Source organism: Geobacillus sp. E263 (assembly GCF_007197795.1).
Classification (GTDB): Bacteria; Bacillota; Bacilli; order Bacillales; family Anoxybacillaceae; genus Parageobacillus_B; species Parageobacillus_B toebii.
Genome location: NZ_CP041632.1, coordinates 2878918 through 2901389 on the forward strand (window position 1 = coordinate 2878918; position 22472 = coordinate 2901389).

Genomic DNA, 22472 nt, shown 5'->3' on the forward strand with positions numbered 1-22472 from the left:
CCGGATCACACCTCCTACAGACAGGTTTATATCCTTATTCTTCATTATTGTTACTCTGCGTAAAAATTAAAACGTATTTTAACAATTCTAAAACCGAAATGAGCGTTGCTGCCACATATGTCAATGCGGCCGCTCCCAATACTTTGTTGACGCCGCGCTTTTCATCCGGATAAATAATGCCTTCCGCTAACATAAATTTTTTTGCCCGCGAGCTTGCGTTAAACTCTACCGGCAACGTAATGAGTTGGAAAGCAACGGCAAATGAAAAGAAAATAATGCCTAATCCAATTAGCGAAAGCTGTCGGAATAAAAATCCCGCCAACAATAAAAATGGCGCCGCTCCTGATGCAAAGTTTACAATTGGAAACATGCGATGCCGAAGCACTAACGCACCATATGATTGTTGATGTTGTACAGCATGCCCGACTTCGTGCGCGGCAACCGATATGGAAGCGATCGAACGGCCGTAATATACCGGTTCCGATAAACGAACAGTGCGCGAAATCGGATCATAATGGTCCGTTAATCTTCCTGGCACCACTTCGACAGGCACATCATAAAGACCGTTGCGGTCCAAAATCATGCGCGCAACTTCCGCACCTGATAATCCGGAAGAAGCAGGAACTTGCGACCAAGTGTTGAAATTGCTTGATACTTTAAATTGCGCCCATAGCGAAATGCCAAAGGCAATGAGAATGAGAAAATCCATCGGATGGAATAGCATTGCAGCACCCTCCGTTATTTTTGTATCACATGTAAATGTGTATACTAATATTTATTGTACTTTAACGATCTTTCATACGTCAAATAATACAATTTATAAATGGTTAACATAAAAAATTTGAATATATATACAAATTTTGTTTTTGCAAAAAGGGACTTCTCGCAACGGAAAAGCCCCTTTTTCTCGCATCATAATTAAAAATCAAAGTTATCTGGATCTGGTCCGATTCGTTTGTTCAAATTTAGCGCGTCGATTTTTGCCATTTCCTCTGCCGTTAGCTCAAAATCAAAAACATCCGCGTTTTCCTTAATGCGTTGTGGCGTTACGGATTTTGGAATCGTGACAACTTCGTTTTGCAAATCCCAACGAAGGACGACTTGTGCTGGAGTTTTCCCATATTTTTCACCAATTTCCACAAGCGTTGGTTCTTGCAAAATTTCTCCTCTCATCAGCGGCGACCATGCTTCAAGCTGAATGCCGTGTTGTTTGCAGAAAGCATGGAGTTCTTTTTGCGTCAAGCGAGGATGATATTCCACCTGATTTACCATCGGTTTAATTTCGCAATCAGCCATTAAATCTTCTAAATGGTGAATTTGGAAGTTGCTTACGCCAATTGCGCGAACACGTCCATCTTTATATAGCTTTTCCAACGCTTTATACGTTTCTTTATATTTTCCTTTTACCGGCCAATGCACTAAATATAGATCTACATAATCAAGGCCTAACTTTTGGAGGCTTGTTTCGAACGCTTTCAATGTTGTCTCATATCCTTGATCGGAGTTCCATACTTTTGTCGTAATAAATATTTCTTCGCGCGGAATGCCTGATTCGCGAACCGCTTGCCCAACTCCTTCTTCGTTTTCGTAAAACGCCGCTGTATCGATATGACGATACCCAATTTCTAGGGCGGTGCGCACCGCGTTAATGACTTCTTCTCCGTTTTTCACTTTATAAACTCCAAGTCCAAGCCAAGGCATTTGCACTCCATTATGTAATGTAACACGATCTTGTAAATGTTTCATATTTTCTCACCTTTTCTAAAATTTATTTATTATTACTTTTATTATCTTTGTGTATATGGAAAAAAGCAAAATATATGCATAAAAAAAGATGAGGGCAAAACCTCATCCTATTGTTGCATTCCATTTTTTACCCATTGTGCAACTTGAACGGTACGGCGCGCTTGATGTTTCACAGCAGCTTCCGCATTTTCTACTATTTTTCCGTTTTGATCGACTGTCACACTCGTTCCGTATGGATTTCCTCCTGCAACAAAAGCAGATTGATCCGTATATCCAGGCGCTACTACGATCGCACCCCAGTGGTACATTGTTGTATATAGTTGTAAAATGGTTTGTTCTTGGCCGCCATGAGCATTTCCTGCAGATGCCATGGCGCTGACCACTTTATTGGCAAGCTTTCCTTGTGCCCATAATCCGCCGGTTGTATCTAAAAATTGCTTTAATTGCGAAGGAATATTGCCAAAGCGAGTCGGCACGCTGAAAATAATCGCATCCGCCCATTCTAAGTCCGCTAACGTAGCTGTTGGGACATCTTTCGTTGCTTCCGCATGAGCTTTCCACGCTGGATTCGATTCAATTGCTTCTTTTGGAGCGAGTTCAGGAACTTTTACTACTTTTACTTCTGCCCCTGCTTCCTTCGCCGCTTCTTCCGCCCATTTTGCCAATTGATAGTTCGTACCTGTTGAGCTGTAATAAATAATGGCTAATTTTACATTTTCCATCGTCTATTCTCCCCTTTACACGAATTTTTTCGTGGAAAAAATGAGTGTTTCACGGCCTTGCCGGATTTCCCAACTGTAATTTCTCCATTTTTTTGCATGCCATTCATTATTCTTGCAAGATCGTTATAAACACTGAATTCATAAATCTTGAATTCAAGATTTATGATATAAAAAATTAGATTTATTGTCAAATTTTTAAAATAAAAAATGCTTTTCTGCCATAAGCGGCAAAAATTTGCCTGCCTTCATATGTTGCATCGAACTGGCAGAAAAGCATAGGTGATGTCGAATTGCTAAAGTTTACTTTGCAACAACCATCTTCGTTCTCTCTGCATGTTGTTCTTCAGAAGGATGAAATTCATTTTCCATCTTAGAAACAACAACAGTCGCTACAGCATTGCCAATTAAGTTTGTAATGGCACGCGCTTCCGACATAAAGCGGTCTACGCCAAGCAATAACGCGATTCCTTCTACTGGAATCATCGGGAACGCTGCCAAAGTCGCCGCAAGTGTAATAAATCCGGAACCTGTGACCCCTGCTGCCCCTTTCGACGTTAACAATGAACCTCCCCCACTTATCGAAGTGGGGGTTTCCTGTTTTCCCTTCGGGGTGGATGCGTGATAGGATGGTTGGCAGCCTATCTGCAGGCAACGCCTGGCACCCGTCCCGTTGGGAACCACAGGCAACATGAGTATCCATGATACTCAAGGGCGGGAACTCGCCATCTACGACTTCTTGCTTATGCAATCCGTCGATACGTAAACGGTTTGACCGTAAATTCCAATGGTCGGATTTCACCATAATACACTTTAGTAAATAAATTCATCGCTCCGTGGATGTCACGGTGTTGACGATAACCACAAGAGCAACTATAATTTCTAGAAGAAGATTTGTTCTTCTTCCCGCAAACAGGGCATGTTTGCGAGGTATAACTTTCGTCTTTTTTCTCCAATTGGATGCCTTCGGCATTCAACTTATATTCCAAATAATCATATAACTTTCCAAAAGACCAATTGGATAACTTCTGATTGGTCTTTTTGTTTCGTTTCTTTTTCGTGTTCCGTTGTACTCCTTCGACATCCCCAATAACCACTTCTTTCACTTGGTTTTCCAAACACCAACGAACAAATTGTCTCGTGGTTTTGTGCAGTGCATCCTTTAGTTGTGCCTCTGATTTCGAAAGCACATATTGCTTGGCACGATTATACTTTTTCCATTGCTTCGAACCTTTTTTACAACGAGACATCAACTTTTGCAGCTCTTTTAATTTTTTGTTTCTCAACCGATGGATGCTTCTTATTTTTCTTCCCGTGATAATGAGGCTTTCCCCATTTTCACAAACGGCTGCGATGGTGTGAATTTCCCCTGGGTCAATAGCGACACGGTTTTGATTTTTATTCTCTTTTGGTTCTTTTCCATCTTCATACGATAAACAAAGCCACAAACCACGGTCATAGACCAACTCGATTTCTTTTACTTGTCCGTTTGGAATTTGTTCTTTATCGATTTGGACTACGAGCGGTTGTTGCCTTTTCCGTTTCCAAATTCCTAGCGACAGTTCCAACGTTCCCTCTTCATGCAAAACAAACCCATCTTTTGCCCATTTCGTGTTGAAATGTTTTTTCTTTTTGTATGGATATTTGATTTTTTCGCCTTTTTTCCGTGCTTCTCTCACTCCGTCTCTAGCAAAAATATACTTATGCACAACTGCTTGGATGCTTTGGCTGTGGATAGGAAAACGACCTTTTGTTGCTTTTTGCAGTTCCGTTTTGGTTATCCATTTTCCTGTTTCCAAATGATGTTCTTTCGCCAAACGAAGGCATTCGTTCCAAACTTCTGCGGAGATGCGATTGCATTCAAAAAGTTTGTCCATCACTTCTTTTTTCGCTCGAAAACGGGTTTTCAGCGTTCGATACATATTCTCACCCCCTATGTTTATTGTATTCTATCGAAAATCAAAAAAGAAGGGAGAAACAAAAAAGAAGCCATTCATCCCCCACCTGTAGAGGTGGGGGACTTCTGGCTAATTTATGTTAAAAATATTAAACCCGTAAAACTTCGCGATAAGTCCGAGTACGACAATAATAAATAGCGCCATCGTAATATACACAGAAGCCATTAATTTTCCAAGCGAAAGCAATGAACCGATTCCAAATGTGCCAATCGTATACGCCATCGCGCCGAACGCTGCAATTGGCGATACTTTCATGATCATATTAACAACACCGAAGAAAATGTCCGCCAAACGCTCAAATAAGGTAATAACCGGTTTGGCTTTTTCTCCTAATCCCGCCGCGGCAAGGAATTAGGCATTCGCGTCATCATCGACCGCCATAGCCGTCTGCATGCTTTTCCACCTGCACTAGACCATCATGATTTTGTCATTATTCTTGGAAACTTGATTGAAAACGCGTTTGATTCCTTTCAAGGCATTACGGACCGGGAAAAAGAAATATATGTAAGCATTGAACAAAATGAGGAAATTTGTTCTCTCTCGGTGGAAGATAACGGCCAAGGTATTGATGAAAAACATCTCGACCGTATTTTCGAGGAAGGATTTTCAACCAAAAGCGAAAACGGGCGCGGCATCGGTTTATATTTAGTGAAACATATTGTCGAAAAAGGGAAAGGGCATATTGATGTGCAGTCAGAAAAAGGAAAAGGAACGATATTTACAATTACCTTTGACATGTAAGGAGGAAGAATCGATGATAAGCGGAATATTGTTGATTTTGTTTCTATGTGCGATGGAATGGCTTGGAGCCCATATAGTTTTAGAAGCCAATCCCCAAGCAAAGCGAGAATATTATAATAATAACGATCCATTCAAAACATTATTCATGTGACGGTGGAACTTCGCGAAAAACGATGGCGGACCGATGAAATAAAAACAGGAATGATGGAGGCTTTTGCAATATGCTTATGCAACGGTTGCAAAAAATGATTGCATGCCAAAAACGTACGTACGCTACTAATTATAATTATTGTAACAAAAATACTTCCATCGTAACATTCCTCCTTCATGTTTCGACTGATATAATAAGTGATAGATAAATTAAGGAGGAATGATGGATGCAATTCACTTGGAAACCGTTTATAACTGCCATCATGGCGATCGCGCTTGTTTCAGGTTGTGGAACGAAAGAAACAAATGAAGTAAAACAACCGAATCCTTCTAATAAGGACACAACCCAAACGGAAACGACGCAATCGGACAACACAGGGAAATCAGAGACATCACAATCTTCTTCTAAAAACGAAAACAGCGCCTCTGAAAATGGCGGTGCCACTAATGAAGAAAACAAACAACAAACTAATGCAGAAGAAAACAAACAACAAGAAGAAGCGCGCCCTTCCGAAATGCAATTATCTTATATGGTCGATGGAAAAGAAGTGAAAGAAACTGCTTCTTTAAAAACAAGCGACAACCAAGGTTTTTCCTTATATGTACTAAAAGGATGGGAGCTTGAAGCTGAAGAGCCGCATTCCGACTTGTTGCTGCGAGATAACAGCTTTGTCAGAATCCGCCTTCTTCATGAAGAAGGGAATAAAATAGATTATGCGAAACTAGCGGAAGAACACGCACAAGCAGTGTCTTCCGATGCCGCTCGCCAGGACAGCGCAAATCTGCCAGAATCATTGAAAGGAGCCGCTTGGTATACCGCACAATCGGAAAATATGACGGTTCATGTCATCGCTACAAGCAGCCCTGTTCCTATGCTTGTAATGATTCAAACGCCAAAAGATAAGGAAGAACTTGCTCCTGCTTTAGCAATGATAGAAACAATACGAAAAACAGATTCAGCCAAGCAAGACAAAGAAGCGGCGAACCCAAATGAATCTGTCAGCTCGTCACAATAAGTCTCTCCCACCTATATTTAGAGGTGGGAGTTTCTTGCCATCTCCAGCGAAGAAGCTTCTGCGTAGAAGAAACTTTTACAAACAAACATACGTTCTTATTATTTGTCAAAAAAACTCCTAATTCAACTCCCTGCTTCCCTACATTTAGAGGAGGGAGACTTCTTTGGAAAAAGGTTAAAATACTTTCTTCATCATTCACCCATATCAAAAAGAAATTGGTCCTGTTTCTGCATGCAAACGGGGCCTTTTCTTATATCAGCAAACGAAAGGAAAAAACCCCCTATTCGAAACAGAGGGTTATACGAACGCCTTATTTTCTTCTTTCCGGAAAAATGTTTTCATCGCATGGAATACATCTGATTTTTGTTTGAGGATATAATAACGGAATTTTTCATCTTTGATGTTTTTGTAAGCAGACATTAGCGTCGAGTGGCGGTTATACTGATTTACTTCTCCATATCCAAACATGTTGGACACTTTCATTAGTTCTTGAACAAGTTTGACACAACGGGCGTTATCTGATGTCAAGTTATCTCCATCCGAAAAGTGGAACGGATAAATATTATAACGCGATGGCGAGTATTTCGTTTCAATGAGCTCCAACGCTTTTCGATAGGCGGAAGAACAGATCGTGCCTCCGCTTTCTCCTTTTGTGAAAAATTCATCTTCGGTAACCACTTTTGCTTCTGTATGATGGGCGATAAATGCGATTTCCACCGTTTCATATTTTGTACGTAAAAAGCGGGTCATCCAAAAGAAGAAACTGCGTGCCATATATTTTTCCCACAATCCCATTGAGCCGCTTGTATCCATCATCGCAAGAACAACTGCTTTCGAATCTGGCTTTACCACTTCATTCCATGTTCTATATCTTAAATCTTCACGATAAATCGGATAAAAACTTGGATTGCCATTCATCGCATTTCTCTTAAATGCCGCGAGCATCGTTCTTTTTTTATCGATATTCCCCGTTAAACCAGTACGGCGAATATCATTAAATTCAATATGTTCTACAACGTTTTGGTCCGCTTCTTTTCTTTGTAAATTCGGCAGCTCCAATTGGCTGAATAACGCTTCTTCCAATTCCATTAGCGAAACTTCCGCTTCATAATAATCTTGCCCGGGCAAGTCGCCGGCTCCTTGCCCTGTTCCAGGCCCTTGTCCCTCCCCTGATCCATCTCTTGCAACAACATCGCCAACTTGACTGTCTCCGTTCCCTTGACCAACATGTTTGTTTTTCTCATAATTATAACGAATTTTATATTCATCCAAAGAACGGATCGGAATTTTAATGACGTCACGTCCGTTTGACATAATGATGCTTTCTTCTGTAATTAAATCTGGCAAATTGTTTTTAATTGCTTCTTTTACTTTTTCTTCATGTCGTTTTTGATCGTCATGTCCTTTCCGATGGAGGGACCAGTCTTCTTTCGATATAACAAAGTTTCCTTTCATTTTTTCCCCTCCTCATTTAAAATGGGTATTGTCAAAAGTTTATCCTCCACACTCACTGTTTTTCATTGAGTTTCAACGGTTAGAATAAAAAAAGCTTGCCACCCCCGTTGTTTTAGGCCATCATTGAGGTAACCCCACACCCAACACCCAAAACAAAGGAGTGACAAGCTTGTTACCTCAATTATTAGCCTATTTGCTCGAAATAATCAAGTCCCAACATCAAATCATTGTCTATTTAATTGGTGCCTTATTAGGAAAATCCTTAAGCCGCAAAGACATGGACGAACCGGTTCGAAAACCGTACCGAAAACTTCAAGTCGATGACCTTCCCATCATCGATGTCCCAGAAACACTTGACTACCGGCAGCTTTTAGCCGACTACGAAGCCCGGCACGGCCGTCCGTTGCCGCCGATCCAACGCCGGGACAACGCTAAACACCGTGTTCCGGATTCGTTGACGTGTCCCCGTTGCCAGGCGCCGTCATCCTACCTGTACGCCAACAACGGCGGAAAAGGGCAGTACCAATGCAAAGTGTGCCAATGCCGGTTCAACCATCGAAATCGGTTCAAAAAGCAAGCGGTCTTTCGTTGCCCGCACTGCTTCCAAACGCTTGAGAAAATCAAAGAACGCAAGGACTACTACATCTACAAGTGCAAGAACAACGACTGCCCGTTTTACCAAAAGAACCTTCGCCGGATGAGCCAAAAGGAACGCCAACAATTCCAGCAGAACCCTCAAGCCTTCAAGGTGCGGTATCTGTTCCGTGAGTTTTTGTTTGACTTTCAACCATTGGCCCCATCGTCGCCGAAAAAGCCAAAGGTCGATTTGTCCCGTCTGGCGGTGTCGTCGCACACCCTCGGACTCGTGTTGACGTACTACGTTAACTATGGGATGTCCTCCAGACAGACAGCCGGAATCATGAAGGATGTGCATGGCGTGTCGATCTCCCATCAGACGGTGCTCAACTATGCCAATAGCGTCGCGCTCATGATTCAGCCATTTGTCGACCAGTTCCCGTACGAGCTGTCCGGCTCGTTCTGTGGGGACGAGACGTATATTCGCGTGAAAGGACGCTGGCATTACCTGTTTTTTATGTTTGATGCCGTGAAAAAAGTGGTGTTGTCGTATCGCGTCTCGCCCCACCGGGATGCGTTGTCGGCCATCCGGGCCATCGATGACGTCCTGCGAAAGCTGCCGTCCATCCCGGACGATTTGTCGTTCGTCGTCGACGGCAATCCCATTTACCTGCTGGCGCAGCACTTTTTTGCCCAGCACGGGATTCCGTTTGACGTCCGCCAAGTGATCGGACTGACCAATGAGGATCCGGTGTCCGAAGAGTTCCGCGCGCTCAAACAAATCATCGAGCGATTCAACCGGACGTTTAAAGGCAACTATCGGCCGACTCACGGATTTGGCGCGGAAGAAGGCTCGGTCTCCTTTGTCACGCTGTTTGTGGCGTATTTCAACTTCCTGCGCCCGCACGGTGCACTCGAAGGCCGGGTTCCTGTCGTCATCCCGGAGCTCGCCGACCTGCCCCATATGCCGGCCCGGTGGACGAAGCTGATCGCCATGGCTCAAGATTTCCTCCAACAAGAGGCAGCCTAACTTTTTTGTCCGCCGGAGCCCATGGATCAGAAGAACAGCCGGATTCGGCGAAGCGAACCCTTGACCAACCGAACCTCGTCAAAGGTAAAATTCGGTAAGGGCAAGGGCGGCTTTCCTATGCCCTCTTTTTTGTCCCCGTCGCCCTTGACGTCCCTTTCACACCTTTGGCGGGTGTTGGTCAAGGGCGAATCCGGCTCCAAGGATGCCTTACGATGCTCCATGGGATGGCGGATGTGGAGTTTTCATAAAACTTTTGACGCTACCTTTAAAATGTTTTCACACTTTTTTATCTTGAAGCATATATTTATGTTGGCGTCATAACAAACATAATGAATAAATGACGGTTTGTTTACTCTATCCTATGCAAAAAAACGAAATAATTGACAAATTATTACGAAAATGAACATGTAAATTTTTGTTGGACAAGCCTAAAAAAGTACAAAACAAAGAATATAAGCTTTTTCTTTTTTGATACATCATCAGACTGCTATTTGAGTAAAAAAGCATGCCTAACATTAGGCATGCTAACGATTTAATAAGCTGCCGACATAGCGAAGCAATTCGTTTGCTGACGTAGAATTATAGCCATATTCATCGATCAAGCGTGCCACTACTTCATTAATTTTCTTTAATTGCTGCTCATCCGGCGTTTTCGATGAAGTGGTGATTTTTACAATGTCTTTCAAGTCAGCGAATAGTTTCTTCTGAATCGCCTCCCGCAACCGCTCATGTGAGTTGTAATCAAACCTCTGTCCTTTTCGGGCATAGGCGGAAATACGAATTAAAATTTCTTCACGAAATGCCTTTTTCGCGTTTTCCGAAATGCCGATTTGCTCTTCGATCGAGCGCATGAGTTTTTCGTCTGGATTCATTTCCTCTCCTGTCAACGGATCGCGCAGCTTCGTTTTATTGCAGTATGCTTCTACATTGTCTAAATAATTGTCCATCAACGTTTTCGCCGACTCCTCATAGGAGTAGACAAACGCCTTTTGTACTTCTTGCTTGGCGATTTCATCGTATTCTTTCCGGACAAGCGAAATAAAGTTTAAATACCGCTCTTTATCTTCTTTGGAAATAGACGGATGCTGATCAAGCCCCTCTTTTAAGGATCGCAATACATCTAGCGCGTTAATCGATGGAACTTCTTTGCGAATAATGCACGAAGAAATTCGGTTAATGACGTAACGAGGATCGATGCCGCTCATTCCTTCATCCGGATGTTCTTTTTTCAATTCCTCTACATCTACTTCATTAAATCCTTCGACCATTTCGCCATCGTAGAGTCGCATTTTTTTAATTAAATCGACATCCGGCCGTTTCGATTCTTTCAATCTCGTTAAAATCGTAAACATTGCGGCAATTCGAAGCGTATGCGGAGCAATATGAACATCAGCTACATCACTTTCCCGAATCATTTTTTCATAAATACGCTCCTCTTCCGACACACGCAAATTGTATGGAATTGGCATGACGATAATCCGCGAGTGGAGCGCTTCATTCTTTTTGTTCGCGATAAATGAACGATATTCCGTTTCGTTCGTATGGGCGATAATTAGCTCATCAGCGCTAATGAGCGCGAATCGCCCCGCTTTGAAATTTCCTTCTTGCGTTAAAGAAAGCAAATGCCATAGAAACTTTTCATCACATTTTAACATTTCCTGGAATTCCATAATTCCTCGGTTCGCCTTGTTTAACTCACCATCAAATCGATAGGCGCGTGGATCTGATTCTGAACCATATTCAGCGATGGTTGAAAAGTCGATACTTCCCGTGAGATCAGCAATATCCTGAGATTTCGGATCAGACGGACTGAACGTTCCAATGCCGACCCGTTTATTTTCCGAGAAGAAAATTCTCTCTACCATTACATCTTCAATACGCCCGCCATATTCTTTTTCCAATCTCATCATGTTCAGCGGCGAAAGTTCTCCTTCAATGCGGATGCCATACTCTTTATAAAAATCATCGCGCAAATGAGGTGGGATTAAATGAAGCGGATCTTCATGCATCGGGCATCCTTTAATCGCATACACTGCGCCGCGTTCTGTCTTCGAATACTCCTCTAACCCCCGTTTTAGCAATGTAACAAGTGTTGATTTTCCGCCACCGACAGGACCCATCAACAACAAAATACGTTTGCGCACATCAAGCCGCTTTGCCGCTGGATGAAAATATTCTTCTACTAGACGTTCTAGCGCCTCCTCTAATCCAAATAGCTGATGGCTGAAAAACTTATATCGTTTTCTTCCATTTACTACTTCGACTCCAGCATCTTTAATCATATTATAAACGCGTGAATGAGCGGACTGAGCAACCCATGGCTTTTCTTTTAAAATCTCTAAATACTCTGCAAACGTACCTTCCCATTTTAACCGTTCCTCTTCTTCCCGATATTGTTCGATTTTCTTTAAAATATCCATAAAGGACCTCCTTATCCTTGATGTCTTAACAACAAGATTATTACAATGTATGCAAGGATGTCCCGAATCATTCATCGCAAAAAAAATTTTGTCTGACTGCCACGGCCCATACTTGCCATTCACAACGCTTGTCATATTCGCTATAATGAAGGAGATGAAGCAACCATTTCGTGAAGGAGGAATCGCGATGCGTACATTGCTTGTATTAGGCGTGATCATCGCTTTTTTAACCGCGATCTTTACAGCTGGCTACGAAGATAAACCAGGTGTAAAAAATTAATGCATAAAAAACGACCTCCTTTTCAGAAGGTCGTTTTTTATTTAAAATAAACCGTTAAATTTTTGCTGACGCAACGCTTCATAGACTAAAATAGCTGCAGTATTGGATAAATTTAAGGAACGGACTTTATCGTTCATCGGAATGCGCAGACAGCGATCCATATTTGCTTCAAGCAAATCTTTTGGCAATCCCGTCGTTTCACGTCCAAACACAAAAAAATGATCTTTTTCCATATCACTAAAGTCGAAAGAATCATAGTATTTTTTTCCAAATTTAGTGATAAAGTAAAATTCTCCGTTTGGATACCGCTCAAATAACTCTTCCAATGAATCATAATAAGAAATATTTACATATGGCCAATAGTCAAGACCGGCGCGTTTTAACATTTTATCATCGGTCGAAAAACCGAGCGGACGAATCAAATGAAGCGCTGTATCTGTTGCTGCACACGTACGTGCAATATTCCCCGTATTTGCTGGAATTTCCGGTTGATATAGTACTACATGTAGTGGCATATCGATCACCTCAAACTATATTGTTATTTTCGATCAATGATATGAAAAAACTTATAGCGAATATTAGGTGTATACGCCGTGGAATCTTCATATGACCAATAGCGCATGCGGCTATTTGTTGTATGAGCGTTCACTAACGGCATTCCGTTCGCATCCTTCGCTACAACAATCGTTGAGTGATTAAAACGACCGTCCCCTTCAAAGTCGTAACAAATCACATCTCCAGCCATCAATTGTTCTGGCGATGATACTTCAACCGCTTGTAATCCAACACGCGCTCCGCTCAAGTACCAACGGAAAGAATGTGCCACCGCCCAACTATAGCTCCAATTGTTGTTTTTGCACCACCATCCCTTTGCGCGATTCGGATACCCTGTCATCGGGGCTCCACCTGCGTATAAACATTGGGAGACAAAGTTCGTGCAATCTACTTCAAACCGTGGAAAAGCTGGATTGTAGCTGTTCCACCACGTTTCAGCATAACGCACCGCCTTTGCTCGATCATATTTATATGAAATTCTTTCATCCACTAACATCTCACGTTCTAAACGAGGCGGGACCATTTCCTCGCTCACAATTATTTTTTCATCTTTCACTAACTCTCCACGTTCAAAATACGCTCTTCTTTCCTCCACTTGTTCCTCAACGTACATCTTGCTGCCATGCTTTATTAAAAATTGATAATGAGCTAAATAAGCAAGCTTCCCCCCAGTTTCCATTACATGCTTGCTTACAATTTGGCTATTAATGGAACAGCGGACAATTTCTGCGCCGCGTTTCTCGAATAGCCGCTGCTTCCTTTCCACTGCTTCTTCTACATTGCGTTCGTCTTTAGACACAAAAAGTTGAGCTCTTTTTTCTAATAAATATTGCAGCTGTTTTTTCACATCGCTCACCGCTTTCTTTTTTGCTATTAACTTATGTGACAGGTGAGCGATTTTTTCCCTTTTCCTCATTTGACCGCAATAATTGTAGTCCCTTTTCGATTTCCGCAAGAACTTCCGGGTCTTTTTCCGTTTTGCTTGCTTCCTCTAAATCGGAAATAACGCGTGTATCACCAATTTTTCCAAGCGCCCACGCCGCTGTTCCGCGAATAACCGGACGGCTATCTTCTTTTAATAGTTTTAGTAAATCCGGAATGGCTGTTTGATCTTTATAATGCGCTAAAGCCAAAATGGCATTTCGCTGAATCGGCTTTTTCCCTCGCCAAGACCCAGCAATCGAACCGAATTTTTCCTTAAATTCTCGATTGCTTATATGCAAAAGCGGAATTAATTTTGGTTTTACCACTTCAGGGTCCGGCTCCATCTCTGGATGGAGATGAAAGTCTTTTCCTTTATTTTCAGGGCAAACCATTTGGCACGTATCACATCCATATAATCGATTTCCAATTTTATCACGAAATTCATCAGCTAAAAAACCTTTCGTTTGTGTCAGAAATGAAAGGCATCGCTGTGCATTCAATTGTCCTCCCTGCACGAGCGCTCCCGTCGGGCAAGCATCGATACACTTCGTACACGTTCCACAGCGGCTTTCAATCGGTTCATCAGGGGGAAACGGAATATTGGTAATCATCTCTCCTAAATAAACATAAGAACCAAACTCTGGAGTAATAATAGAACAATTTTTTCCGCTCCAACCAATTCCAGCCCGTTCCGCAACAGCACGGTCAGCCAGTTCTCCTGTGTCTACCATCGATTTTACTCTAGCCTGAGGAACTCTCTCTAAAATAAATGCTTCTAATTTTTCAAGACGTTCCCGCAAAATGTAATGATAATCCTTTCCCCATGATGCCCTGCAAAAAATTCCTCGTCTTTCTGTTTTTGTACCACGCGGAGCATTTTTCATTTTGGACGGATATGCTAAGGCAATCGCAATAATAGACTTTGCTTCTGGCAAAAGCAGGGAAGGATTGGTTCTCTTTTCAATATCCGGCTCTTCGAATCCGGATTGATATCCTAACTCTTGTTGGCGACGAAGCCGCTCTTTTAACTCGACAAACGGATCAGCACTAGCAAATCCAATTTTATCAATACCAATCGTTTTGCTATATTCAATAATCTCTTGTTTTAGAGCCGCCACATCCATCGTTATCCCTCCTTTCGCTAAAATTCGGAATCTATGTTACAATAAAGAAAAAGTTTCGAGGTGAAAGCAGATGGACGTAGTTGTCGCGGAAACAATAAAACAAATGATACCTGAATTTAAAGTAGGGATTATACTTTATAATCATATCGTTGTTGATGATTCTCCGCAAATGTTAAAAGGAAGACTCCAATTATTTCAAGAATCCATTTACTTTGATTTGCAGGAAACAGCGATTGCAGATATTCCTGAACTGGCGGAATGGCGCAGGGCATTTAAAACGATCGGAACAGACCCGAGCAGATATCGTCCTTCGTCGGAAAGCTTATATCGACGTATTCAAAAGAAAAACTTTATCCCAACTATCCACTCCGCAGCCGATGTGAACAATTTCTTTTCACTTTATTATAAAATTCCAATTGGCATTTATGATTTAGATAAATTGGAAGGACCGATTACCATTGATATTGGAACAGACCAAGACGAGTATATCGCTATCAACGGGCGCACTGTCAACTTTTCTCGCAAAATCGTATCAAGGGATATTCATGGGCCATTTGGCAGTCCGATTGTCGATTCCCAACGAACAGCTGTTACAAAAGAAACGAAAAACGCCGTCCAAATTATTTATTTATTGCCATCTATGAAAGAAGAACAATGTGAAAAACTGTTGCAGTCCATGCAAAACATGTTCATACAAATTCATGGCGGAGATGCAACCCTTCAACTTGTATAAAATAATCACATAAAAATAAAAATAAAAAACGCAATGCCTCGTTCTTTGAAGAAACGAAACACTGCGTTGTCCCCATAACCATTATTTGCGATGGAGCGGGTGATGGGAATCGAACCCACGACATCAGCTTGGAAGGCTGAGGTTTTACCACTAAACTACACCCGCATATTATTTTTTGTTCTTTAAATCTGTATACAACGCGCAGTTGTCATGCCTCTTCCTCTGCTAGCAAACTCAAAGATGATGGATGCATCGAGGCAACCCGCAATCAACTCTTCTTTTCGTTGTCCCTTCCTCTTCTAGCCGATTCAAGGTGTTTAATGCGTTGGGACAACTCGAAGCAAATTCGATGATGCATTGCTCGTGACTGAGGTTTTACCACTAAACTACACCCGCGTATACATTCTCCGAATACAAAACCGCATTGATCATGAACAACATTAAGTTAACGGTATTGATTATAACAGAGGATGTATTAGATTGCAACTATAAAACGAAAAAATTCGACAAATTTCGTTTTATGGAAAAAACAAAAGCACCAGCGTAACTGGTGCTTTTATGACCCGTACGGGATTCGAACCCGTGTTACCGCCGTGAAAGGGCGGTGTCTTAACCACTTGACCAACGGGCCACATTGAATGGCGGAGAAGGCGGGATTTGAACCCGCGCGCCGCAAAATTGCGACCTAACGGTTTAGCAAACCGTCCCCTTCAGCCACTTGGGTACTTCTCCGTATGGCTCCGCAAGTAGGATTCGAACCTACGACCTACCGGTTAACAGCCGGTTGCTCTACCGCTGAGCTATTGCGGAATAAAGAAACATGTAGCTATTTTTTTACAGAACATGCATTCAAAATTTCACTCTGCCTCTTCCTCTACTAGCGAACTCAAAGGTGTTGGATGTGTCGAGGCAACTCGTAGCAAATTCATAGAAGTATCGCTCGTCGCTGAGCCATTGCAGAACAAGCATGCTCCAAAGCAGATAAAATTCTTAAGTCTATTAATTATAATGGTGGGCCTAAGTGGACTTGAACCACCGACCTCACGCTTATCAGGCGTGCGCTCTAACCAGCTGAGCTATAGGCCCAAGAAGCGGGTGATGGGAATCGAACCCACGACATCAGCTTGGAAGGCTGAGGTTTTACCACTAAACTACACCCGCATAACATGGGGCGACTAGTGGGAATCGAACCCACGCATGCCAGAGCCACAATCTGGTGCGTTAACCACTTCGCCATAGTCGCCACAATCTGATGCCGGCTGCAGGACTTGAACCCGCAACCTACTGATTACAAGTCAGTTGCTCTACCAATTGAGCTAAGCCGGCATATGAAATTTGTCTAAATTATTTTCATTGCCTCTTCCTCTACTAGCGAACTCAAAGATGATGGATGCGTCGAGGCAACTCGGAGCGAGTTCATGGAAGCTTAGGCTCGTTGCTCCCCAATTGAGCTAAGCCGGCACATCAGACAGAAAAACTTAAGAGTGAGTGGTGGCTCGGGACGGAATCGAACCGCCGACACAAGGATTTTCAGTCCTTTGCTCTACCGACTGAGCTACCGAGCCATTTTATTATCTTAATATTCTGTGTTGTCTTGTCCTTTCCTCTTCTAGATTATTCAGCAATGTTAGATGCGTCAGGACAACTCGCAGCATATTCATGGAAGTATCATTCATCGTTACCGATCTATATACTTAGTTCATTGTGGCGGTCCCGACGGGACTCGAACCCGCGATCTCCTGCGTGACAGGCAGGCATGTTAACCACTACACTACGGGACCAATATTGGTTGCGGGGGCAGGATTTGAACCTGCGACCTTCGGGTTATGAGCCCGACGAGCTACCGGACTGCTCCACCCCGCGATGATAGAAAGTAATGATTGAATTACGAATAAATAATTTAGAAAGGTTTAATTCAAATCTTTGCCTCTTCCTCTGCCCGCGAATTCAAAGATGTCAAATGCGTCGAGGCAACTCGTAGCTTATTCGATGGAGCTTAAGCTCGTTGCTCCACCCCGCGGCGATATACTATAGTAACGAGTAACGATGTATGGCGGAGGAGGAGGGATTCGAACCCCCGCGCGCCTTGCGGCGCCTCTCGGTTTTCAAGACCGACCCCTTCAGCCAGACTTGGGTACTCCTCCATCATATTAAAGAACATGGTGGACCTTGTAGGATTCGAACCTACGACCGGACGGTTATGAGCCGTCTGCTCTAACCAGCTGAGCTAAAGGTCCATTTCAATGGCGGCGGAGGGGATCGAACCCCCGACCTCACGGGTATGAACCGTACGCTCTAGCCAGCTGAGCTACGCCGCCAAATTCTTTATTATTACTGGTGGAGCCTATCGGGATCGAACCGATGACCTCCTGCGTGCAAAGCAGGCGCTCTCCCAGCTGAGCTAAGGCCCCATATTTTCTAAATCGGGAAGACAGGATTCGAACCTGCGACCCCATGGTCCCAAACCATGTGCTCTACCAAGCTGAGCTACTTCCCGCTTCCTACATATTCATTAAAAGATTAACGCGCTCGAGAGGATTCGAACCCCTAACCTTCTGATCCGTAGTCAGATGCTCTATCCAATTGAGCTACGAGCGCATATGCCGAGGGCCGGACTCGAACCGGCACGGTAGTTACCTACCCCAGGATTTTAAGTCCTGTGCGTCTGCCAATTCCGCCACCCCGGCGGCATTAATGGAGCGGAAGACGGGGTTCGAACCCGCGACCCCCACCTTGGCAAGGTGGTGTTCTACCACTGAACTACTTCCGCACGCTTATAAGATGCGGGTGGAGGGACTTGAACCCCCACGCCGTAAGGCGCCAGATCCTAAGTCTGGTGCGTCTGCCAATTCCGCCACACCCGCAAAAGTGAGCCATGGAGGATTCGAACCTCCGACCCTCTGATTAAAAGTCAGATGCTCTACCTACTGAGCTAATGGCTCATGTAGTTAAAGGGAGACACTCGTTGTTTTTTCGATGCCTCTTCCTCTGCCAGCGAACCCAACGATGTTAGATGCGTCGAGGCAACTCGTAGCGGATTCATAGGAGCTTAGGCTAGTTGCTCTACCTACTGAGCTAATGGCTCGTGTGGTAAATAAAGACACTCGTTGTTTCTCGTTGCCTCTTCCTCTACTAGTGAATTCAAAGAAGCAGGATTCGTCGAGGCAACTCGTAGCGGATTCATAGGAGCTTAGGCTTGTTGCTCCCCTACTGAGCTAATGGCTCATACTATTACAGTGCCGGCTGCAGGACTTGAACCCGCAACCTACTGATTACAAGTCAGTTGCTCTACCAATTGAGCTAAGCCGGCATAAGAAAGAAGTATTGACATATACGTTTAATTTTTTGTGTCCCTTCCTCTTCTCGCTTATTCAGCGAAGTGATATGCGTCGGGACAACTCGCAGTGAATTCACGGAAGCTTAGGCTCGTCTCTACCAATTGAGCTAAGCCGGCATAAATATGTATTATCATGGTGGAGGATGACGGGATCGAACCGCCGACCCCTTGCTTGTAAGGCAAGTGCTCTCCCAGCTGAGCTAATCCTCCGTATGAATTGCCTAGCGACGACCTACTCTTGCAGGGGCGCTGGCCCCAACTACCATCGGCGCTGGAGAGCTTAACTTCCGTGTTCGGGATGGGAACGGGTGTTTCCTCTCCGCTATTGTCACTAGGCAAGTAATGGACAAGTTTTATTATATATAAATAGATAGTCTTGTCAAGATGGGGAATTCATTCCTTCAAAACTAGATAACCGTCTGTTTGGAAGAAAGCCGTTTTGCGCAGGCGGCTTCCGCTTTTCGCTTTGTCTAGCTCCGGACGCCATCGGCTCGCGACGCTTCGGTCCCGTTGCGGCGGCAACAGCCTCCTCACGGGCCCTCCAGCGCGTGTCGCCGATAGGCGGGCGTCCTCTGCTTTTCGCTTTGGTTAAGTCCTCGATCGATTAGTATCCGTCAGCTCCACGTGTCGCCACGCTTCCACCTCGGACCTATCGACCTCGTCATCTTCGAGGGATCTTACTCGCTTGACGCGATGGGAAATCTCATCTTGAGGGGGGCTTCACGCTTAGATGCTTTCAGCGCTTATCCCTTCCGCACATAGCTACCCAGCGGTGCCCCTGGCGGGACAACTGGTACACCAGCGGTGCGTCCATCCCGGTCCTCTCGTACTAAGGACAGCTCCTCTCAAATTTCCTGCGCCCGCGACGGATAGGGACCGAACTGTCTCACGACGTTCTGAACCCAGCTCGCGTACCGCTTTAATGGGCGAACAGCCCAACCCTTGGGACCGACTACAGCCCCAGGATGCGATGAGCCGACATCGAGGTGCCAAACCTCCCCGTCGATGTGGACTCTTGGGGGAGATCAGCCTGTTATCCCCGGGGTAGCTTTTATCCGTTGAGCGATGGCCCTTCCATACGGAACCACCGGATCACTAAGCCCGACTTTCGTCCCTGCTCGACCTGTCCGTCTCGCAGTCAAGCTCCCTTGTGCCTTTGCACTCTACGAATGATTTCCAACCATTCTGAGGGAACCTTTGGGCGCCTCCGTTACCTTTTGGGAGGCGACCGCCCCAGTCAAACTGCCCACCTGACACTGTCTCCCACCCCGGTAAGGGGTGCGGGTTAGAATTTCAATACCGCCAGGGTGGTATCCCACCGGCGCCTCCACCGAAGCTGGCGCTCCGGCTTCTCAGGCTCCCACCTATCCTGTACAAGCGATACCAAAATTCCATATCAGGCTGCAGTAAAGCTCCACGGGGTCTTTCCGTCCTGTCGCGGGTAACCTGCATCTTCACAGGTAGTATGATTTCACCGGGTCTCTCGTTGAGACAGTGCCCAAGTCGTTACACCTTTCGTGCGGGTCGGAACTTACCCGACAAGGAATTTCGCTACCTTAGGACCGTTATAGTTACGGCCGCCGTTTACTGGGGCTTCGGTTCGCACCTTCAGCCTTGCGGCTTAAGCGCTCCCCTTAACCTTCCAGCACCGGGCAGGTGTCAGCCCCTATACTTCGCCTTTCGGCTTCGCAGAGACCTGTGTTTTTGATAAACAGTCGCTTGGGCCTTTTCACTGCGGCTCTCTCGGGCTCATCACCCAAGAGAGCACCCCTTCTCCCGAAGTTACGGGGTCATTTTGCCGAGTTCCTTAACGAGAGTTCTCCCGCGCACCTTAGGATTCTCTCCTCGCCTACCTGTGTCGGTTTGCGGTACGGGCACCTCTCACCTCGCTAGAGGCTTTTCTTGGCAGTGTAGGATCGGGGACTTCGGGACCGATGGTCCCTTCGCCATCACGGCTCAGCCTTTGCGCCAGACGGATTTGCCTATCTGGCAGCCTAACCGCTTGGACAGGCTATTCCAGCAGCCTGCTCGCCCTACCTTCCTGCGTCCCCCCATTGCTCAAACGGTGAGGAGGTGGTACAGGAATCTCAACCTGTTGCCCATCACCTACGCCTTTCGGCCTCGGCTTAGGTCCCGACTAACCCTGAGCGGACGAACCTTCCTCAGGAAACCTTAGGCTTTCGGTGCAGAGGATTCTCACCTCTGTTTTCGCTACTCACACCGGCATTCTCACTTCTAAGCGCTCCACGAGTCCTTCCGGTCCCGCTTCGGCGCGCTTAGAACGCTCCCCTACCGATGACCAATGGTCATCCCACAGCTTCGGTGGCACGTTTAGCCCCGGTACATTTTCGGCGCAGAGTCACTCGACCAGTGAGCTATTACGCACTCTTTAAATGATGGCTGCTTCTAAGCCAACATCCTGGTTGTCTGGGCAACTCCACATCCTTTTCCACTTAACGTGCACTTTGGGACCTTAGCTGGTGGTCTGGGCTGTTTCCCTCTCGACCACGGATCTTATCACTCGTAGTCTGACTCCCAAGGATAAGTCGTTGGCATTCGGAGTTTGACTGAGTTCGGTAACCCGATGAGGGCCCCTAGCTCAATCAGTGCTCTACCTCCAAGACTCTTCCCTTGAGGCTAGCCCTAAAGCTATTTCGGGGAGAACCAGCTATCTCCAGGTTCGATTGGCATTTCACCCCTACCCACACCTCATCCCCGCACTTTTCAACGTACGTGGGTTCGGGCCTCCAGTAGGTGTTACCCTACCTTCACCCTGGACATGGGTAGATCACCTGGTTTCGGGTCTACGACGACGTACTTAACGCCCTATTCAGACTCGCTTTCGCTGCGGCTCCGTCTCTTCGACTTAACCTCGCACGTCATCGTAACTCGCCGGTTCATTCTACAAAAGGCACGCCATCACCCATGAACGGGCTCTGACTACTTGTAGGCACACGGTTTCAGGTTCTCTTTCACTCCCCTTCCGGGGTGCTTTTCACCTTTCCCTCACGGTACTGGTTCACTATCGGTCACTAGGGAGTATTTAGCCTTGGGAGATGGTCCTCCCTGCTTCCGACGGGATTCCCCGTGTCCCGCCGTACTCAGGATCCACTCGGGAGGGAACGAAGTTTCGACTACAGGGCTGTCACCTTCTCTGGCGGGCCTTTCCAGACCGCTTCGTCTACCCCGTTCCTTTGTAACTCCCATGTGAGTGGTCCTACAACCCCAAGAGGCAAGCCTCTTGGTTTGGGCTGTTCCCGTTTCGCTCGCCGCTACTCAGGGAATCGCGGTTGCTTTCTTCTCCTCCGGGTACTTAGATGTTTCAGTTCCCCGGGTGTGCCCTCCATACCCTATGGATTCAGGTATGGATACTGCCCCATTACGGGCAGTGGGTTTCCCCATTCGGACATCTCCGGATCAACGCTTGCTTACAGCTCCCCGAAGCGTTTCGGCGTTTGCCCCGTCCTTCATCGGCTCCTAGTGCCAAGGCATCCACCGTGCGCCCTTTCTAACTTAACCATGCGAAAACAGCTTCACGCTTGCCGCCTTCGCTTCTCGGCTTCTTCCACTGTCTAGCTTCGGCGCCTAGCTCTCTTGTGCCAAATAACCTTCCTCCCTCGAAGTGCAAGCACTTCTGCAGGTGAAGAACATTTAGCTTCGAGAGCTAATCGCGGCGCCTCCGCTTTTCTTCTCGGTTATCTAGTTTTC

At 45.3% G+C, this 22472-nt stretch carries 13 protein-coding genes, 23 tRNA genes, 2 rRNA genes and 3 pseudogenes; 4 read left to right on the forward strand and 37 right to left on the reverse strand.

Going from position 1 to position 22472, the window contains the following annotated elements; all coding sequences use genetic code 11:
- Nucleotides 1-34: 34 nt before the first annotated feature.
- The 6 genes and pseudogenes from FNL97_RS14755 to FNL97_RS14780 form a co-directional block, all read right to left on the reverse strand.
- On the reverse strand, nucleotides 35-724 hold the full coding sequence (locus FNL97_RS14755) for a zinc metallopeptidase (protein WP_143416057.1): 690 nt from the start codon (nucleotides 722-724) through the stop codon (nucleotides 35-37).
- Between the two features lie 194 nt (nucleotides 725-918).
- A complete protein-coding gene (locus FNL97_RS14760; RefSeq protein WP_143416058.1) occupies nucleotides 919-1746 on the reverse strand; it encodes an aldo/keto reductase in 828 nt (275 codons plus the stop codon).
- A gap of 107 nt (nucleotides 1747-1853) precedes the next feature.
- Complete coding sequence (gene wrbA / locus FNL97_RS14765) at nucleotides 1854-2468, reverse strand: NAD(P)H:quinone oxidoreductase (protein WP_012749237.1); 615 nt, start codon at nucleotides 2466-2468, stop codon at nucleotides 1854-1856.
- Between the two features lie 300 nt (nucleotides 2469-2768).
- A pseudogene (locus tag FNL97_RS14770) lies at nucleotides 2769-3038 on the reverse strand (cation:dicarboxylate symporter family transporter); the annotation flags it as partial.
- Nucleotides 3039-3208: 170 nt separating this feature from the next.
- Nucleotides 3209-4387 carry an RNA-guided endonuclease InsQ/TnpB family protein gene (locus FNL97_RS14775; protein ID WP_062678920.1) on the reverse strand — a complete coding sequence of 393 codons (1179 nt, stop codon included), beginning with the start codon at nucleotides 4385-4387 and terminating at the stop codon, nucleotides 3209-3211.
- Between the two features lie 117 nt (nucleotides 4388-4504).
- Nucleotides 4505-4771: pseudogene (locus FNL97_RS14780) on the reverse strand (cation:dicarboxylate symporter family transporter); the annotation flags it as partial.
- On the opposite strand from FNL97_RS14780, the pseudogene FNL97_RS14785 reads away from it, so the two are divergent.
- Both FNL97_RS14785 and FNL97_RS14790 read left to right on the forward strand, forming a co-directional pair.
- Nucleotides 4760-5164 (forward strand): annotated as a pseudogene (locus FNL97_RS14785) (sensor histidine kinase); the annotation flags it as partial. The pseudogenes FNL97_RS14780 and FNL97_RS14785 sit on opposite strands and share 12 nt — an antisense overlap.
- 377 nt (nucleotides 5165-5541) lie before the next feature.
- Nucleotides 5542-6330: a DUF8580 domain-containing lipoprotein gene (locus tag FNL97_RS14790; RefSeq protein WP_143416059.1), complete on the forward strand. Its 789-nt coding sequence runs from the start codon at nucleotides 5542-5544 to the stop codon at nucleotides 6328-6330.
- Between the two features lie 297 nt (nucleotides 6331-6627).
- On the opposite strand, the gene yhbH is transcribed toward FNL97_RS14790, so the two are convergent.
- On the reverse strand, nucleotides 6628-7785 hold the full coding sequence (yhbH, locus tag FNL97_RS14795) for a sporulation protein YhbH (protein WP_012749229.1): 1158 nt from the start codon (nucleotides 7783-7785) through the stop codon (nucleotides 6628-6630).
- Between the two features lie 169 nt (nucleotides 7786-7954).
- Here yhbH and FNL97_RS14800 point away from each other — a divergent pair, with 169 nt between their 5' ends.
- On the forward strand, nucleotides 7955-9391 hold the full coding sequence (locus FNL97_RS14800) for a DDE-type integrase/transposase/recombinase (RefSeq protein WP_143415142.1): 1437 nt from the start codon (nucleotides 7955-7957) through the stop codon (nucleotides 9389-9391).
- Nucleotides 9392-9915: 524 nt separating this feature from the next.
- Here FNL97_RS14800 and FNL97_RS14805 read toward each other — a convergent pair.
- From FNL97_RS14805 to queG, 4 genes are all read right to left on the reverse strand, one after another.
- Nucleotides 9916-11811 carry a PrkA family serine protein kinase gene (locus FNL97_RS14805; protein ID WP_062756314.1) on the reverse strand — a complete coding sequence of 632 codons (1896 nt, stop codon included), beginning with the start codon at nucleotides 11809-11811 and terminating at the stop codon, nucleotides 9916-9918.
- Nucleotides 11812-12132: 321 nt separating this feature from the next.
- Nucleotides 12133-12606 carry a tRNA (uridine(34)/cytosine(34)/5-carboxymethylaminomethyluridine(34)-2'-O)-methyltransferase TrmL gene (gene trmL, locus FNL97_RS14810; protein WP_012749226.1) on the reverse strand — a complete coding sequence of 158 codons (474 nt, stop codon included), beginning with the start codon at nucleotides 12604-12606 and terminating at the stop codon, nucleotides 12133-12135.
- A 23-nt stretch (nucleotides 12607-12629) separates the two neighbouring features.
- Nucleotides 12630-13493 carry an amidase domain-containing protein gene (locus FNL97_RS14815; RefSeq protein ID WP_143416060.1) on the reverse strand — a complete coding sequence of 288 codons (864 nt, stop codon included), beginning with the start codon at nucleotides 13491-13493 and terminating at the stop codon, nucleotides 12630-12632.
- Between the two features lie 31 nt (nucleotides 13494-13524).
- Entirely contained in the window at nucleotides 13525-14694 is a 1170-nt protein-coding gene (queG, locus tag FNL97_RS14820; protein ID WP_012749224.1) for a tRNA epoxyqueuosine(34) reductase QueG, read from the reverse strand.
- A 70-nt stretch (nucleotides 14695-14764) separates the two neighbouring features.
- Between queG and FNL97_RS14825 the strand changes: the two genes are divergently transcribed.
- On the forward strand, nucleotides 14765-15427 hold the full coding sequence (locus FNL97_RS14825) for a B3/B4 domain-containing protein (protein ID WP_143416061.1): 663 nt from the start codon (nucleotides 14765-14767) through the stop codon (nucleotides 15425-15427).
- A gap of 91 nt (nucleotides 15428-15518) precedes the next feature.
- Here the strand turns inward: FNL97_RS14825 and FNL97_RS14830 are convergent.
- The 26 genes from FNL97_RS14830 to FNL97_RS14950 form a co-directional block, all read right to left on the reverse strand.
- Nucleotides 15519-15592 (reverse strand) — tRNA-Gly (locus FNL97_RS14830).
- 394 nt (nucleotides 15593-15986) lie between these two features.
- Nucleotides 15987-16058: transfer RNA gene (locus FNL97_RS14835), tRNA-Glu, on the reverse strand.
- Between the two features lie 8 nt (nucleotides 16059-16066).
- A tRNA-Ser gene (locus FNL97_RS14840) sits at nucleotides 16067-16159 on the reverse strand.
- A gap of 3 nt (nucleotides 16160-16162) precedes the next feature.
- Nucleotides 16163-16237, reverse strand: a tRNA-Asn gene (locus FNL97_RS14845).
- Between the two features lie 199 nt (nucleotides 16238-16436).
- Nucleotides 16437-16513: transfer RNA gene (locus FNL97_RS14850), tRNA-Ile, on the reverse strand.
- A 4-nt stretch (nucleotides 16514-16517) separates the two neighbouring features.
- A tRNA-Gly gene (locus tag FNL97_RS14855) sits at nucleotides 16518-16588 on the reverse strand.
- Between the two features lie 6 nt (nucleotides 16589-16594).
- Nucleotides 16595-16670: transfer RNA gene (locus tag FNL97_RS14860), tRNA-His, on the reverse strand.
- 10 nt (nucleotides 16671-16680) lie between these two features.
- Nucleotides 16681-16753, reverse strand: a tRNA-Thr gene (locus FNL97_RS14865).
- Between the two features lie 163 nt (nucleotides 16754-16916).
- A tRNA-Phe gene (locus FNL97_RS14870) sits at nucleotides 16917-16992 on the reverse strand.
- A 140-nt stretch (nucleotides 16993-17132) separates the two neighbouring features.
- A tRNA-Asp gene (locus FNL97_RS14875) sits at nucleotides 17133-17208 on the reverse strand.
- Between the two features lie 5 nt (nucleotides 17209-17213).
- A tRNA-Met gene (locus FNL97_RS14880) sits at nucleotides 17214-17290 on the reverse strand.
- Nucleotides 17291-17478: 188 nt separating this feature from the next.
- Nucleotides 17479-17571, reverse strand: a tRNA-Ser gene (locus tag FNL97_RS14885).
- 16 nt (nucleotides 17572-17587) lie between these two features.
- Nucleotides 17588-17664, reverse strand: a tRNA-Ile gene (locus tag FNL97_RS14890).
- Between the two features lie 7 nt (nucleotides 17665-17671).
- A tRNA-Met gene (locus FNL97_RS14895) sits at nucleotides 17672-17745 on the reverse strand.
- Nucleotides 17746-17762: 17 nt separating this feature from the next.
- Nucleotides 17763-17838, reverse strand: a tRNA-Ala gene (locus tag FNL97_RS14900).
- Nucleotides 17839-17850: 12 nt separating this feature from the next.
- Nucleotides 17851-17924, reverse strand: a tRNA-Pro gene (locus FNL97_RS14905).
- Nucleotides 17925-17951: 27 nt separating this feature from the next.
- Nucleotides 17952-18025 (reverse strand) — tRNA-Arg (locus FNL97_RS14910).
- 3 nt (nucleotides 18026-18028) lie between these two features.
- Nucleotides 18029-18114 (reverse strand) — tRNA-Leu (locus tag FNL97_RS14915).
- Between the two features lie 8 nt (nucleotides 18115-18122).
- Nucleotides 18123-18197: transfer RNA gene (locus FNL97_RS14920), tRNA-Gly, on the reverse strand.
- Between the two features lie 12 nt (nucleotides 18198-18209).
- Nucleotides 18210-18291 (reverse strand) — tRNA-Leu (locus FNL97_RS14925).
- Between the two features lie 5 nt (nucleotides 18292-18296).
- Nucleotides 18297-18369: transfer RNA gene (locus FNL97_RS14930), tRNA-Lys, on the reverse strand.
- Nucleotides 18370-18664: 295 nt separating this feature from the next.
- A tRNA-Thr gene (locus FNL97_RS14935) sits at nucleotides 18665-18737 on the reverse strand.
- A 161-nt stretch (nucleotides 18738-18898) separates the two neighbouring features.
- Nucleotides 18899-18974: transfer RNA gene (locus FNL97_RS14940), tRNA-Val, on the reverse strand.
- Between the two features lie 9 nt (nucleotides 18975-18983).
- Nucleotides 18984-19100: ribosomal RNA gene (rrf, locus tag FNL97_RS14945) — 5S ribosomal RNA — on the reverse strand.
- A 57-nt stretch (nucleotides 19101-19157) separates the two neighbouring features.
- Nucleotides 19158-19298, reverse strand: a complete 141-nt coding sequence (locus FNL97_RS18080) for a hypothetical protein (protein ID WP_172713583.1) — start codon at nucleotides 19296-19298, stop codon at nucleotides 19158-19160.
- A 50-nt stretch (nucleotides 19299-19348) separates the two neighbouring features.
- Nucleotides 19349-22283: ribosomal RNA gene (locus FNL97_RS14950) — 23S ribosomal RNA — on the reverse strand.
- Nucleotides 22284-22472 lie beyond the last annotated feature (189 nt).